The sequence below is a fragment of the Aurantiacibacter arachoides genome (assembly GCF_009827335.1).
GTDB classification, from domain to species: domain Bacteria; phylum Pseudomonadota; class Alphaproteobacteria; order Sphingomonadales; family Sphingomonadaceae; genus Alteraurantiacibacter; species Alteraurantiacibacter arachoides.
The window spans coordinates 2,223,142-2,236,721 of sequence record NZ_WTYH01000001.1 but is presented as its reverse complement, the minus strand read 5'-3'; the positions used below and the strand labels follow the sequence as shown (position 1 = coordinate 2,236,721).

The window sequence follows — 13,580 nt, the reverse complement described above, 5'->3', positions numbered from 1 at the left end:
GCCATCTCGGGAAACGGGCGCGCGCGGGCGGACGGGGACCGGGTCACGCGATGCGGCCCCTTGCCGTTCCAGTGCGCAACGGGGGAAACCAGGCATGATGCAGTCCGCTTCACCGGATACCGGCAGCCCGCGCACCCCGCTGCCCGGCGCCAGCCTCGTGCTGGCCATGCTGCTGCTGGTCTATATCTTCAACTTCCTCGACCGGATGATGCTGTCGATCCTGGCGGCACCGATCCAGGCCGAGCTGGGCCTGTCGGACGGAGAAATGGGCCTGCTGGGCGGACTGGCCTTTGCCGTGCTCTATTCCACGCTGGCCGTGCCGCTGTCGGCCGTGGCGGATCGTACCAGTCGCAGCTGGGTCATCACGATCGCGCTGGTGTTCTGGAGCGCGTTCACCGCGCTGTGCGGCATGGCGCAAAGTTTCCTCCACCTGTTCCTTGCGCGGGTGGGCGTGGGCGTGGGCGAGGCGGGCGGGGTCGCGCCAAGTTATGCCCTTGTCGCCGACTATTTCCCCCCGCGCCGCCGGGCGACGGCGCTGGCGATCTATTCGCTCGGCGTGCCGGTGGGCAGCGCCATCGGCGTGCTGGCGGGCGGCTATTTCGCCTCGACAGTGGACTGGCGCACGGCCTTTTTCGTGATGGGCGGCCTCGGCATCCTGATCGCCCCGCTGTTCAAGCTGGTGGTAAAGGACCCGCCGCGCGCCGCGCCAGTGGAGGGCGCACCGCCGCGTAAGTCGGTCTGGGCGGTGTTCCGCCTGCTGTCGCGCAAGCCAAGCTTCTGGTTTCTCGCTTTCGGCGCGGCGACGAGTTCGATGCTGGGATACGGTATCGGCTTCTGGAAGCCGAGTTACATCCTGCGCACATTCGACATCGGCCTGTGGGAGACATCGCTGTTCATCGGCGGCGTTCTGCTGCTGGGGGGCGTGACGGGAATGCTGGCCGGCGGCGCCATTGCAGACCGGCTGGGCGGCAATCGCAAGTGGTATGCGCGCCTGCCCGCCATCGCCTTCATCCTGGGCGCGCCGATCTATGCCGCCGGCGTGCTGACCGACAACCTGTGGCTGGCCTTTGCACTGTTCATCGTGCCGCAGGGCCTCGCCTACGTGTGGTTCGGCCCTGTGCTGACGGCGGTGCAGCACCTGGTGGACCCGCCCGCGCGTGCCACGGCATCGGCGCTGTTCCTGCTCATCAACAACCTCATCGGGCTGGGCGGCGGGATCTATGGCCTCGGGCTCATATCCGATGCCTATGCCCCGATTTACGGTGACGCGTCGTTGCGCATGTCGATCCTGACGGTGCTGCCGCTCTACGTGGTGGCAGGGGTACTGATGCTGCTGGCGGCGCGCACCATCGGCAGGGACTGGGTGGAGGAAGCGGCCTAGGGTCCGCCTCTCAGGCGCATCCCTCCCACTTGGCTTCGCGGCGCCAGACATGCAGCAGCGGCTCGGTATAGCCGCCCGGTTGCTCGCAGGCCTCCATCACCAGCGCCCGTGCGGCGCGGTAGGCGGGCGATGTGCCTTCCCGCCCCGCCATCGGCACGTAGGCCGGATCGCCGGCGTTCTGCGCGTCCACCTTGGCCGCCATGCGCCGCAGCGCCCCATCGACCTCGCCTTCGCTGACAAGGCCGTGCAGCAGCCAGTTGCCGATGTGCTGGCTGGCAATCCGCAGCGTGGCGCGATCCTCCATCAGGCCGATACCGGCAAGGTCGGGAACCTTGGAGCAACCAACGCCCTGTTCCACCCAGCGCACGACATAGCCGAGGATGGCCTGGACATTGGTATCGAGCTCGTGGGCGATAGCCTCGGGCGACAGTGTCTCCCCGTCCAGCAGCGGCACGGTCAGCAAGTCGGCGAGCGGCGCGGGGGCCTCGCCCATGCGCGCCGCCTGCGCCCCTGTCACCGCGACGCGGTGATAGTGCATGGCGTGCAATGTCGCTGCCGTGGGCGAAGGCACCCATGCCGTGCTGGCACCGCTCAGCGGATGGGCGATCTTCTGCTCGACCATGGCCTGCATCATGTCGGGCGCCGCCCACATGCCCTTGCCGATCTGCGCCCGGCCCGCAAACCCGCAGGCGAGCCCGATCTGCACATTGCGCGCCTCGTAGGCGGCGATCCACTTGGCCTCCTTGATGCGGGCCTTGGGCAGGACCGGCCCTGCCAGCATCGCGGTATGGATCTCGTCGCCGGTGCGATCGAGAAAGCCTGTGTTGATGAAGAACACGCGGGTCCGCACGGCGTGAATGCACGCGGCGAGGTTGGCGCTCGTGCGCCGCTCCTCGTCCATCACGCCGATCTTGATCGTGTCCCGCGGCAGGCCGAGCATGTCCTCCACCGCGTCGAACAGGTCATTGGCAAAGGCGCATTCGTCCGGCCCGTGCATCTTGGGCTTCACCACGTAGATGGCGCCGGTGGCGCTGTTGCTGCCGCGATCGTGCAGCGCGGCGAGGCAGGTGATGGCCGCATCGCAGATGCCTTCGAACGCCTCGCTGCCATCGGGCAGCAGCACGGCCGGGGTGGTCATCAGGTGGCCGACATTGCGCACCAGCAGCAGGGCGCGGCCCTTCAGCCGCAGGTCGCTGCCGTCGGGCGCGGTCCACGCGCGGTCCTCTTCCAGGCGCCGGGTGAGCGCCTTGCCGCCCTTGGCGAAGCTGGCCTCCAGCGTTCCCTGCATCAGCCCCAGCCAGTTGCGATAGGCGGCGACCTTGTCCTCGGCATCGACGGCAGCAACCGAATCCTCCAGGTCGACGATGGTGGAGAGCGCGCTCTCCAGCCGCACGTCGGCAAGCCCCGCCGGATGCGCCGCGCCGATGGGATGGTTGCGATCGATGACGAGTTCGATGTGCAGGCCGTTGTTCGCCAGCAGCAGCTCCGTGCCGCAATCGGTAGGGCGCAGGCCGCGCAGCTGCGACGGGTCGGCAAGCGCCGGGACACCGCCCTGCCAATCGGCCCAGCTTCCCTCGGCCAGCGGACAGGCCGCGTCGAGGAAATGCCGGGCCGCGGCGACGACCCGCGCGCCGCGTTCGGCGTTATAAGGCCCGGCGGGCGCTGCCCCGCCATTTAGCGCATCGGTTCCGTAAAACGCATCGTAGAGGCTGCCCCAGCGCGCGTTGGCGGCGTTGAGCAGGAAGCGCGGGTTGAGGACCGGCACGACCAGCTGCGGCCCGGCGATCCGGGCTATCTCTGGATCGACGCCATGGGTTGCGATGCGGAACGGCGCAGGCTCGCGAACCAGGTAACCGATTTCGCGCAGGAACGCCTCGGGCGCACCGGTGCCGGCATCGGGGTTCGCCCGGTGCCAGTCGTCGATGCGCGCCTGCAGCGCCTCGCGCGTGGCGAGAAGCGCGCGGTTCTCCGGCGTGAAGCGGTCGTGCAGCGCGGCGAAGCCCTGCCAGAAGGCATCGGGCGCAATGCCCGTGCCGGGCAATGCTTCGTCCTCCACGAAGGCAGCGAGCGCGGTGGCGACGGTGAGGCCGGCGCGGCCTACCGTGCCCGCCGAGGCTGTCCCGGCCGGATCGATCGATGCCGCGCTCGCCATGGCGTTATCCGATCCGGCCAAGGCGGTGATGCAGGTTCGCCATGCGCGAATTGTCGGCATCGTCGGGATTGTTGCGCACGAATTCGGCCAGGGCGCGGCGCAGGAGGGGGAAATCCTGCTTGGCGAAGACGGGGCGGGACTGGACGGGTTCAGACGGGAAGTTTTCGGACAGGGTGGCTGTGGACATGATGGTTCTCCTTCGGGCTAAAATCAGGCGGCAAACTGGTTCATGGTGTTGTGCGCGCCGCCGGCCTTCAGCGCGGCTTCTCCGGCAAAGGCCTCCTTGTGCGCGTCGCCGAGGTCGGAGCCGGCCATGTTCTGGTGCCGCACGCAGGCGATGCCTTGGCGGATCTCCTCGCGCTGCACCTGCCTGACATAGCCGAGCATCCCTTCCTCGCCGAAATAGCGCCTGGCGAGGTTGTCGGTGCTCAGCGCCGCCGTGTGATAGGTGGGCAGGGTGATGAGGTGATGGAATATGCCCGCCCGCCGCGCCGCATCGGCCTGAAAGGTGCGGATGCGCTCGTCGGCCTCCACGCCCAGGTCGGTGGCGTCGTAGTCCACGCTCATCAACCGCGCCCGGTCATAGGCGGCAAGATCGCGGCCCTCGGCCTGCCAGGCGTCGAACACCTGCTGGCGGAAGTTCAGCGTCCAGTTGAAGCTGGGCGAGTTGTTGTAGACGAGCTTGGCGTCCGGCACGACCGCGCGGATGCGGTCGACCATGCCGGCGATCTGTTCGATATGCGGCTTCTCGGTCTCGATCCACAGCAGGTCCGCGCCGTTCTGCAGCGACGTGGTGCAGTCGAGCACGCAGCGGTCCTCGCCCGTGCCGGGACGGAACTGGTAGAGGTTGGAGGGCAGGCGCCGGGGGCGCAGCAGCCTGCCCTCGCGGCTGACGAGCACCTCTCCCGTACCGATGTCAGCCGGATCGACCTCCTCGCAGTCGAGGAAGGCGTTGTACTGGTCGCCAAGGTCGCCGGGTTCGCGGGTAAAGGCGATCTGCTTGGTGAGGCCGGCACCGAGCGAATCGGTGCGCGCGACGATGATCCCGTCCTCCACACCGAGTTCGAGAAAGGCGTAGCGGATGGCGCGGATCTTCTGCAGGAAGTCCTCGTGCGGCACGGTGACCTTGCCGTCCTGGTGGCCGCACTGCTTTTCGTCGGAAACCTGGTTCTCCACCTGGATGGCGCAGGCGCCCGCCTCGATCATCTTCTTTGCGAGCAGATAGGTTGCCTCGGCATTGCCGAACCCTGCATCGATGTCGGCAATGATCGGGACGACGTGGGTCTGATGCGCGTCGATGGCGTGCAGCAGGCGATGGGTGCTGACGGCATCGCCGGCCGCCTTGGCTGCGTCCAGCTCACCGAACAGGCCGCCCAGTTCGCGGGCGTCGGCCTGGCGCAGGAAAGTGTAGAGTTCGGCGATCAGCGCGGGCACGCTGGTCTTCTCGTGCATCGACTGGTCGGGCAGGGGGCCGAACTCGCTGCGCAGCGCGGCGATCATCCAGCCGGACAGGTAGAGGTAGCGCCCCTTGGTGGTGCCGAAATGCTTCTTGATGGCGATCATCTTCTGCTGCCCGATGAACCCGTGCCAGCAGCCCAGCGACTGGGTGTAGGCAGCGGGGTCCGCATCGTAGGCGGCCATGTCGGCTCGCATGATCGCGGCGGTGTAGCGCGCGATGTCGAGCCCGGTGGGAAAGCGGTTCTGCACCCGCATCCGCGCGGCCGCGACGGGATCGACGCCGGCCCAGGTGGCGCCGGCGGTATCGGCGCTATGGCGCATCTGGGCGATGGTGGAAGCGTAGGTCATGACAGGATCCCTCGAATGGTCTGCCACCCTTGTGGACCCCGCCGCACCGCCCCGAAATCCGCTGCGGTGTGGACTTGTCAATCTTTACAAGACTAGTCTGTAATGTTGTAGAAGGCTGACAGGCTTAACAGCGCAGGAGGGGGCGAACAGCGTGGGAAAGCCGAGCTACATGGGTCCGCGCCTCAAGCGCATCCGCCGCGATCTTGCGCTGACCCAGGCCAAGATGGCCGAGGACCTGGAGATCTCCCCCAGCTACATCGCCCTGATGGAGCGCAACCAGCGACCCGTCACGGCCGACCTGCTGCTGCGCCTGGCGCGCATCTATGCCGTCGACCTGGCCGATCTGGCGGGCAACGAGGACGAGGAAACCGCCCGGCGCTTACAGGCGGCTTTGCGGGCGCCGATGTTTTCCGACATCGACCTGCCCGCCCTCGACGTGGCCGACGTGGCGACCAGCTATCCCGGCTTTGCCGAGGCTTTCCTGCGGCTCGATTTGGCGCATGCCGAAGAGCAACTCGCCTTGGCTGACCGGAGCGCCGGGAACGAGGTGCGCGATCCCGTAAGCGAGGCACGGGCCTTTCTCGCCGCGCGGCGCAATGCCTTTCCTGAACTCGACGCCAGCGCCGCCGCGACCGCGCAGGAGGCGGTCGACTTTGGCGCCATGGCGGGGCGCATCAGGGACAGGCACGGGCTGACGGTGGAAGTGGCCGACGACGCGTTGCTGCACGGGGCCTTGCGGTTCCACGACTATCATCGGCGTCGCGTGCTGATCCACGAAGCGCTCGGCCCCGCGGCGCGCGCGTTCCAGCTTGCCCTGCAACTGGCGATCCTCGAACAGGGCGAGGCGATCGAGGCGCTGTTGGCCGAGGGGCGCTTTTCCGGCGACGATGCCCGGCTGCTGGCGCGCCGTGCGCTGCAATCCTATTGGGCGGCAGCGCTGCTGATGCCTTTCGATGCCTTTGCGCGGGCCGCGCGCCAGACGCGTTACGACATCGCGCTGCTCGCCGCGCGCTTCACGGTCAGTTTCGAGCAGGCGGCGCATCGCCTGACCACGCTGCAACGCCCCGGATCAGACGCGGTGGCGTTTTTCTTCCTGCGCATCGATCGGGCGGGTAACGTGTCGAAGCGGCTGGACGGGGCGGGCTTCCCCTTCGCCGCCCACGGCGGGCGCTGCCCGCTGTGGAACATCCACCACGTCTTCGACCGTCCCGGCCACATCGACGTGCAATCGGTCGAACTGCCCGGCGGCGAGCGCTATCTCTCCATCGCGCGCACGGTGGAGGCGGGCGGCCTTGCCTGGGGCGCGCCGCGCGCGCTGCGCGCCGTGGCGCTGGTATGCGCTGCCACCGACGCGGACCGCACGGTCTATGGCCAGGGCGTGGGGAGCCTTGCGGCAGAGCCCATCGGCCTTGCCTGCCGGATCTGCCATCACCCGCGCTGCATCGCCCGCTCCGCCCCGCCGGTGGGCCGCGAACTGCTGCCCGCCCGCTTCAGGGAGGCCGGCGTGCCCTTCGTCTTTGCAGGCGAATGATACCGCCGCCGAGCGTATCGGACTGTCGTTATTGCGCGGCGTAGAAGCGCGCCTGCGCGCCGAACAGCGTGCGATAGGTCTTGCCCAGCGCGATCAGTTCGTCGTGCGTGCCTTCCGCAACATCGCCATCAAGCGGTGCGTAGCCACCTGTTTGCCAAAGGAAGGCTCGGGATGAGCCTTTAACTCAAGCACTGAATTTCCGAAGTAAGTTGCGCAGGTGGCGGAGACGGAGGGATTCGAACCCTCGATACCCCGATAGAGGTATGGTTCCTTAGCAGGGAACTGGTTTCAGCCACTCACCCACGTCTCCGGACCCAGCGGCAGGACCGGCGCTATAACGACGGGTGCGGCAGGCTTCAAGGGCGGATCGGCAATTGTGTCGCAGGCCCTCTCCCCAAGGTCGCTCCGAGCTGGAAAATTCGCTTCGTCGCAAAATGGATTCGCCCTGACGCCTATTCATTGCTGCTTCAGCGGGCGGGGACTCTTGTGCGCGTAGACTTTGCATCCCTGCGTGATCGGCAGGGGGCGGAAGGGATGGGCCAGATGACCAGCTTTACCACGATGTTCCGCGTTCGCGCGCTGGCGGCCCTGTTGCCGCTGGCGATGCTGGCCGCGCCTGCCGCCGCTCAGGACATGCAATCCGTCGATCCGAATACCGCCATCGATGGCGACCTGATGGACTCTCCCGGTGTGCAGACCGCTCCTGCGGACCAGACCATCGGCGGGGCATGGGACGGCGGATATGCCAGTGGCGAGGCGAGCGCGCGGTATGAAACCCGGCAGGATGACGGTTCGGCTTCGGGCGAGGCGCTCGACCTGCCGCCCCAGCAGTACAGCCAGGCCGCCAGCGAGGCGGTAACGGACGTTCCCGGCGACCAGGCTCCGCAGACAACCTATGCCGAGGATGATCTGATCGGCGCGGCAGAGGGTCTGTTCGGTCGTGGGGCGGAAGGGCTGGCCCGGCTGATCCAGGGTATCCTCGCAGAGCAGGGCGAGCCCAACGGCTACATCGTCGGTCGTGAGGGCGGCGGCGCCTTCGTGCTTGGCGTTCGGTACGGATCGGGCACGCTGTACCATGCGGTCGAAGGCAATATGCCCGTCTACTGGACCGGCCCGTCGATCGGGGCCGACGTGGGTGCCAATGCGGGCAATACCTTCGTGCTGGTCTACAATCTCAACGACACCGATCAGCTGTATGAACGCTTTCCGGCGGGCGAGGGCGCGGCCTATCTGGTGGGTGGCTTCAACGCCAGTTACGTGCGCAAGGGCGACGTAGTCCTGATTCCGATCCGCGTGGGCGCAGGGCTGCGGCTGGGCCTCAACGCCGGTTATCTGCGCTTTTCCCGCAACCAGCGGTGGTTGCCGTTCTGACCTGATCGGGCACAGCGGGACGCTTGATCTTGCGGTGAGCCGGGCGGGGCGGCATTGACCGCAACCATGCTCGACCGACTCGACCAACAATCGCCCGATGCGCTGCTGGCGCTGATCAAGCTGCACAATGCCGACCCGCGCGAGGACAAGATCGACCTTGGCGTCGGCGTCTACAAGACGGCCGATGGCGCGACACCGGTGTTCCGCGCGATCAAGGATGCCGAACAGCGGCTGGTGGACCGGCAGCAGAGCAAGTCCTACCTTGGTCCCGAAGGCGACATGGCCTTCGTCCGCGCGCTGGAGCCGCACGTCTTCGGCACCGCGCTGCCATCGGGCGGGCGCATCGACGGGATGCAGACACCGGGGGGCACGGGCGCTGTGCGGCTGGCTTTCGGGCTGGCGAAAAAGGCCGGCATAACCCGCGTGTTCATGGGTGTGCCGAGCTGGCCCAACCATGCGCAGATCCTCGACGATCTGGGTCTGGAGGCGGTTCCCTTCGACCATGCTACCAGCGACGGCACGGCCGACATGGCAGCGCTGCGCCAGGTGCTGGCAAATGCCGGGGAGGGCGACGCGCTGCTGCTGCATGGCTGCTGTCACAATCCTACCGGCGTGGACTACACGCCCGTCCAGTGGGACGCGATCGCGTCGCTGCTGGCCGACAGCGCGATGCTGCCGGTCATCGACCTTGCCTACCAGGGCCTGGGCGACGGGATGGACGAGGATGCCTACGGCCTGCGCACGGTGTCCGCCGCTGTGCCCGAACTGCTGGTGGCCTACAGCTGCGACAAGAACTTCGGCCTCTATCGCGACCGTGTCGGCGCGTTCTGGGTGCAGAGCGCGATTGCGGATACGACCGTGCGCGCCATTTCCAACGCCGCCGCGCTGGCGCGTGCCAACTGGTCGATGCCGCCGGATCACGGCGGAGCCGCGGTGCGCATGGTGCTGGAGGACGAGGCGTTGACCGCCAGCTGGCTGGCAGAGCTTGCCTCAATGCGCGAGCGGATCGGCGAGGTCCGTGCCAGGCTTGCCGCAGCGGGCCATGCCGGCGGGGTCGACCTGGCCCCGCTCGGGCGGCAGAAGGGCATGTTCGCCATGCTGCCGGTGAGCGCGGCGCAGGTGCAGACGCTGCGCGACGCGCATGGCGTCTACATGGCAGGATCGGGCCGCATCAACGTGGCGGGGCTGACCATGACGAACGTCGACCGGTTCGTCGCCGCGCTGGATGCCGTCACCGGCTAGGGCGAGCGGCCAGTGCCGGTCGCTTCGGTAGGCAAGATTTCGCCGGAGCGAGCCAGCGGCGAAAGCCCGTCGCAGCGCCCGTGTCAAAGGCCGGAAGATGATTTGGGGAAGGGGGATAGCGTGACGGAAAAGGCGCATATCGATTACGGGGCACTGGTGGGCTGGACGTCCAGCTGGGTCGACGGGCGGCTCGCCCTGCGGGTGCAGAGCGTGACCAAGCCGCCCCCGCACGACAAGCAGGACGTACACACCCACGTCTACCTGATGGATCGCAACCAGGCTGCCCAGCTCGCCAACTTCCTGTTCGAGATGGGCGATCATTCCAAGCCCGACACGGGCGGCCGCAAACTGCTGAAGCGGTTGTTCGGTTAGGATGCTACCGACCCGGCGGCTCGTGCCAGGCAGCGGGTGGCGGGCCGATGGCGAGCCGATGGCGAAGGCGGGTCACGACGGAAGGACCGCTGGTTCCTTGCGCCCTGGTACGTTCGATCTCCCGCCCGGCGATCCGGTGGAGTCCGGCTGGATGTCGTCTCGTGACACGCGGGACAGCACCGCCTCGAGCAGGGGCGTCATCAGATCCAGCCGCCGTGCGCTGATCATCATGTCCCACAGCGGTTCGAATTTCTTCCATCCTGCCGAATAGGCGAAGTGCTTGACCTTGTGCCGGACCAGTTCGTGTGACCAGGCCGCCCGGCCGATGTTCCGCCAACCGTAGAACTCGCGATAGGCGCGGAAATAGCCCGCCTCCAGTTGGGCGGCGCTCATTCGCGCCGGGCGAAACACCGCATGGCGGGTATCGTAACGATCCCAGTCCTGGCTGGCAATGCGGCCCTGTGCGGACAACTGCCGGTGCAGCTGCGTGCCAGGGTAGGGCGTCTGGACGTGAAACGTGGACGTGGTCACGCCGTTCGTCACTGCCCATTCCACCGTGCGATCGAACACGTCCGGCCCGTCATCGTCCATGCCGAACACGAAGCTGCCATTGATCATCACGCCAGCATCGGACAATCGCCGGGTGACCGCGGCATAGTCGCGGGCGAGGTTCTGTTTCTTGTTGCTGTCCCGCAGATTTTGAGGACTGAAGGTTTCAAAGCCTACGAAAAGGCTCCTCAACCCCGCCTCCGCAGCGCGATCGACGAGATCGCCGCGCAGGATCGAGTCGAGTGTCGCGGCCCCTTGGAAAATCCGTCCCATGCCGCGCATTCCAGCAAACAGCGCCTCGGCAAAGGGACGGTTGCCGAACAGATGATCGTCGAGGAAATAAAGGTGGCGGCCCGGCAGGCGATCGATCTCCGCCAGCGCCTCGTCCACGGCCTGGGTGTAGAAGCCCTTTCCGCCCTGGAAGAAGGCATCCTTGTAGCAGAAGCCGCAGTGCTGCGGGCAGCCCCGCGTGACGACGATGGAATTGGGCACGAGGTAGAGATTGCGCCGAATCAGGTCGCGGCGGACCGGCGGAAGGCCCACGATGGTGCGCCCGGGGCCCGAAATATAGCGTGGCTTTGCCCGCCCGGCCCGCCAGTCGGCCAGGAATTGCGGAAAGGTCTGCTCGCCGGGGCCGAGGAAGATCGTGTCGGCGTGGGCAGAGGCCTCGTCCGGCAGGGAGGTGACGTGGAGGCCGCCCAGCGCCACGTGGCATCCGCGTTCCCGATAAAGGCCGGCCAGGGCGTAGGCACGGTAGGCATTGGTGATGTAGACCTGGATCACGACGAGATCGGGCGCGTCGTCGGTGCGCAAGGGTTGCACGTGTTCGTCAACCAACTCGACCTCGTCTTGCGGATCGCAAAAGGCTGCAAGCGTGGCAAGGCCAAGCGGTGGGAACAGCGAATATTTGATCGGGCGCCAGAATGGGCTCTTTGCCTCCGTCAGCGCGGGCAGGATCATCTTTATGTGCATGGCGGTCCCTCTTTGTTAAAGGGATCGGCTTATTCCAGGGCTGTCACCGCGCCATGAGCCAGTCGTGAGCGGACCATGAGCAATAGTTGAGAAAAAGCTTCAGCTGGCGCGCAGCATCTGCATCCGGTGGAGGTAGCGGGCGATGGCGTCGACCTCCAGGTTGACCTCCGCCCCCTGGCCAAGCCCGCCAAGCGTGGTGGCCTCGGCAGTGTGCGGGATGATGTTGAGCATGAAGCGCACCGATCCATCCTCGCGGTCGCTGATCGCGTTGACCGTCAGCGACACCCCGTCGACGCAGATCGAGCCCTTCTCCGCGATGAAGGGCGCCAGCGCGGCAGGCGCTTCTATGGTGACTTCTTCCGAATCGCCGACCGGCTGCCAGTCGACAACGCGGCCGACCGCATCCACGTGCCCGGTCACGATGTGGCCGCCCAGTTCATCGCCAAGGCGCAGCGACGGCTCGAGGTTGAGCTCGCGCCCTGCTGTCCACATGCCCTTCGCGGTACGCGATACGGTTTCGGCGGAAACGTCGACGCTGAAATGCGCCTCTCCCTTCACGCCGCCGCGGTCGATCACGGTCAGGCACACGCCGGAACACGCGATGCTCGCACCGATGGCGATGGCGGCCGGGTCGAACGGGCAATCGATGCGCAGCCGCAGGTCGCCGCGCTGCTCGACGTGGGACACGGTGCCGATGGCGGTGACGATGCCGGTAAACATGAGCGGGCCCTAACGCGTTCTGGTGTAGATTTCGAGAGTGTCGGGGCCGAGTGGACGAATATCCTCGCGCCGCCAGCGGCCATGCGCATCGGCAAGGCTGGCCAGGCCGATGTCGCCCACCCCGGTCCTGCCACCGCCGATGAGGATGGGCGCGCGATAGAGCAGCAGTCGGTCGACCAGATCGTGCTGGAGGAACGCAGCCGCCGCACCCGCGCCGCCTTCCACGAAGAGAAAGCGCACCCCTTCCATCCCACCGATAGCCTGCGGTGAGGGCAGTGCCTGCCAGCCTTCGGGCGCTGCCTGGCGGGTGAGCACCCAGCGCTCCGGCGCGCGGGTTTCCAGGCCGGGCAGGCGCACGTCGAGCGCGGGATAGTCGGTCCGCAATGTCCCGCCACCCACGAGGATGGCATCGGCCCGTGCGCGTTCGCGGTGGACGTGGGCACGGGCGATGTCGCCGGTGATCCACTTGCTTTCGCCCGAGGCGGCGGCAATGCACCCGTCGAGCGACATGGCGAGCTTCAGGGTGACGTGGGGGCGCCCAAGCACGGTCGCGCACTCGTGCCCGGCAAGGCCAAGGTCCGCTGCCGGCAGGTCCGCACACCGCACCGCGACGCCGGAATCGGCCAGCCGGGCGGCTCCGATGCCAGCGGTGCGCGCATCGGGATCAGCCATGCCGATCACCACCTGCGCCACCCCCGCCGCCGCGACGAGATCGGCGCAGGCGGGCCCGCGCTCGGACCGGTGGGCGCACGGCTCCAGCGTTACGTAGAGCGTTGCGCCACGCGCCGCGTCGCCCGCGGTGTCCAGCGCGATCGCCTCTGCATGGGGTCTGCCGCCGGGCTGGGTCCACCCGCGCCCCGCGACCTTGCCGTCTTTCACGATGATTGCGCCAACGCCGGGATTGGGGCGCGACAGGGGGCGAGCGCGTTCGGCAAGCGCGGCGGCCGCGGCCAGCCAGCGGGCATCGTCAGCCGCTGGCACGCGCGCAGTATTCCTCGATGGACAGTGCCAGTTCTTCCTCGCTCGGCCCGCCGGTCATCTCGGCCTCGGCAGCACGCTGCGCGGCGGCCTCGCGCTCCATCTCGTCCACGTCGAGGAACGTCGCGCGACCCAGTGCTGCGTACAGCTCGCGTCGGCGCTCCTCGTTCTCGGCAATTGCGAGCGCGATCTCGTCCTGCAATTCCTGGTTGGCGCAGTTCGAGGCGACGATTTCCGGATCGGAGCGTCCGTCGGCAAAGGTGGAGATGTAGACCAGCTCCGGTTGTTCGGGCGGGCCGGGCTCGCTTTTGGGGATGAACAGCATGAACACGCAAAAGGTCGCCGCGCAGGCGACCCCCAGGATCTGCCAGCGATGGGGGGTGGGCTGGCGCCAGGTTTCGGCAAAGTCGCCGACGGCTCTCTTGGGCGAGATGCTGCGCAGGAAATTCCACATGCCCGCAAGATAGGCGGCACGGCGGCGCTGCGCCAGTGCCACGCGCATCGTC

12 protein-coding genes and 1 tRNA gene are annotated in these 13,580 nt (G+C 67.4%); 5 read left to right on the top strand and 8 right to left on the bottom strand.

Annotated features, from left to right (window positions below):
* Window positions 1-97 precede the first annotated feature (97 nt).
* Window positions 98-1,381, top strand: coding sequence for a spinster family MFS transporter (locus GRI62_RS10955; protein WP_234027596.1), 1,284 nt, complete (start codon window positions 98-100; stop codon window positions 1,379-1,381).
* A gap of 10 nt (window positions 1,382-1,391) precedes the next feature.
* Here the strand turns inward: GRI62_RS10955 and GRI62_RS10950 are convergent, their stop codons facing one another.
* The 3 genes from GRI62_RS10950 to GRI62_RS10940 are packed head-to-tail and all read right to left on the bottom strand — an operon-like array spanning window position 1,392 to window position 5,339.
* Window positions 1,392-3,533 (bottom strand): malate synthase G, encoded by a 2,142-nt coding sequence (locus GRI62_RS10950; RefSeq protein ID WP_131453375.1) that lies wholly within the window; start codon window positions 3,531-3,533, stop codon window positions 1,392-1,394.
* A gap of 4 nt (window positions 3,534-3,537) precedes the next feature.
* Window positions 3,538-3,720: a hypothetical protein gene (locus GRI62_RS10945; protein ID WP_131453374.1), complete on the bottom strand. Its 183-nt coding sequence runs from the start codon at window positions 3,718-3,720 to the stop codon at window positions 3,538-3,540.
* Window positions 3,721-3,743: 23 nt separating this feature from the next.
* Window positions 3,744-5,339 (bottom strand): isocitrate lyase, encoded by a 1,596-nt coding sequence (locus GRI62_RS10940; RefSeq protein WP_131453373.1) that lies wholly within the window; start codon window positions 5,337-5,339, stop codon window positions 3,744-3,746.
* A 169-nt stretch (window positions 5,340-5,508) separates the two neighbouring features.
* On the opposite strand from GRI62_RS10940, the gene GRI62_RS10935 reads away from it, so the two are divergent.
* A complete protein-coding gene (locus tag GRI62_RS10935) occupies window positions 5,509-6,870 on the top strand; it encodes a helix-turn-helix domain-containing protein (protein ID WP_131453372.1) in 1,362 nt (453 codons plus the stop codon).
* A 218-nt stretch (window positions 6,871-7,088) separates the two neighbouring features.
* On the opposite strand, the gene GRI62_RS10930 is transcribed toward GRI62_RS10935, so the two are convergent.
* A tRNA-Ser gene (locus GRI62_RS10930) sits at window positions 7,089-7,180 on the bottom strand.
* Between the two features lie 233 nt (window positions 7,181-7,413).
* Here GRI62_RS10930 and GRI62_RS10925 point away from each other — a divergent pair.
* The 3 genes from GRI62_RS10925 (at window position 7,414) to GRI62_RS10915 (ending at window position 9,855) form a co-directional block, all read left to right on the top strand.
* The gene (locus GRI62_RS10925; protein WP_131453883.1) at window positions 7,414-8,241 is read left to right on the top strand and encodes a DUF1134 domain-containing protein; all 828 of its coding nucleotides are present in this window, start codon (window positions 7,414-7,416) and stop codon (window positions 8,239-8,241) included.
* Window positions 8,242-8,307: 66 nt separating this feature from the next.
* The gene (locus GRI62_RS10920; protein WP_131453371.1) at window positions 8,308-9,483 is read left to right on the top strand and encodes an amino acid aminotransferase; all 1,176 of its coding nucleotides are present in this window, start codon (window positions 8,308-8,310) and stop codon (window positions 9,481-9,483) included.
* A 120-nt stretch (window positions 9,484-9,603) separates the two neighbouring features.
* On the top strand, window positions 9,604-9,855 hold the full coding sequence (locus tag GRI62_RS10915) for a hypothetical protein (protein ID WP_131453370.1): 252 nt from the start codon (window positions 9,604-9,606) through the stop codon (window positions 9,853-9,855).
* Window positions 9,856-9,927: 72 nt separating this feature from the next.
* On the opposite strand, the gene GRI62_RS10910 is transcribed toward GRI62_RS10915, so the two are convergent.
* From GRI62_RS10910 to GRI62_RS10895, 4 genes are all read right to left on the bottom strand, one after another.
* Window positions 9,928-11,376 (bottom strand): B12-binding domain-containing radical SAM protein, encoded by a 1,449-nt coding sequence (locus GRI62_RS10910; protein WP_131453369.1) that lies wholly within the window; start codon window positions 11,374-11,376, stop codon window positions 9,928-9,930.
* Between the two features lie 99 nt (window positions 11,377-11,475).
* Window positions 11,476-12,096 (bottom strand): riboflavin synthase, encoded by a 621-nt coding sequence (locus GRI62_RS10905; protein ID WP_131453368.1) that lies wholly within the window; start codon window positions 12,094-12,096, stop codon window positions 11,476-11,478.
* A gap of 9 nt (window positions 12,097-12,105) precedes the next feature.
* On the bottom strand, window positions 12,106-13,077 hold the full coding sequence (ribD, locus tag GRI62_RS10900; RefSeq protein ID WP_131453367.1) for a bifunctional diaminohydroxyphosphoribosylaminopyrimidine deaminase/5-amino-6-(5-phosphoribosylamino)uracil reductase RibD: 972 nt from the start codon (window positions 13,075-13,077) through the stop codon (window positions 12,106-12,108).
* Complete coding sequence (locus GRI62_RS10895; RefSeq protein WP_131453366.1) at window positions 13,064-13,576, bottom strand: hypothetical protein; 513 nt, start codon at window positions 13,574-13,576, stop codon at window positions 13,064-13,066. Before GRI62_RS10895 ends, ribD begins: the two co-directional genes overlap by 14 nt.
* Window positions 13,577-13,580: the final 4 nt, after the last annotated feature.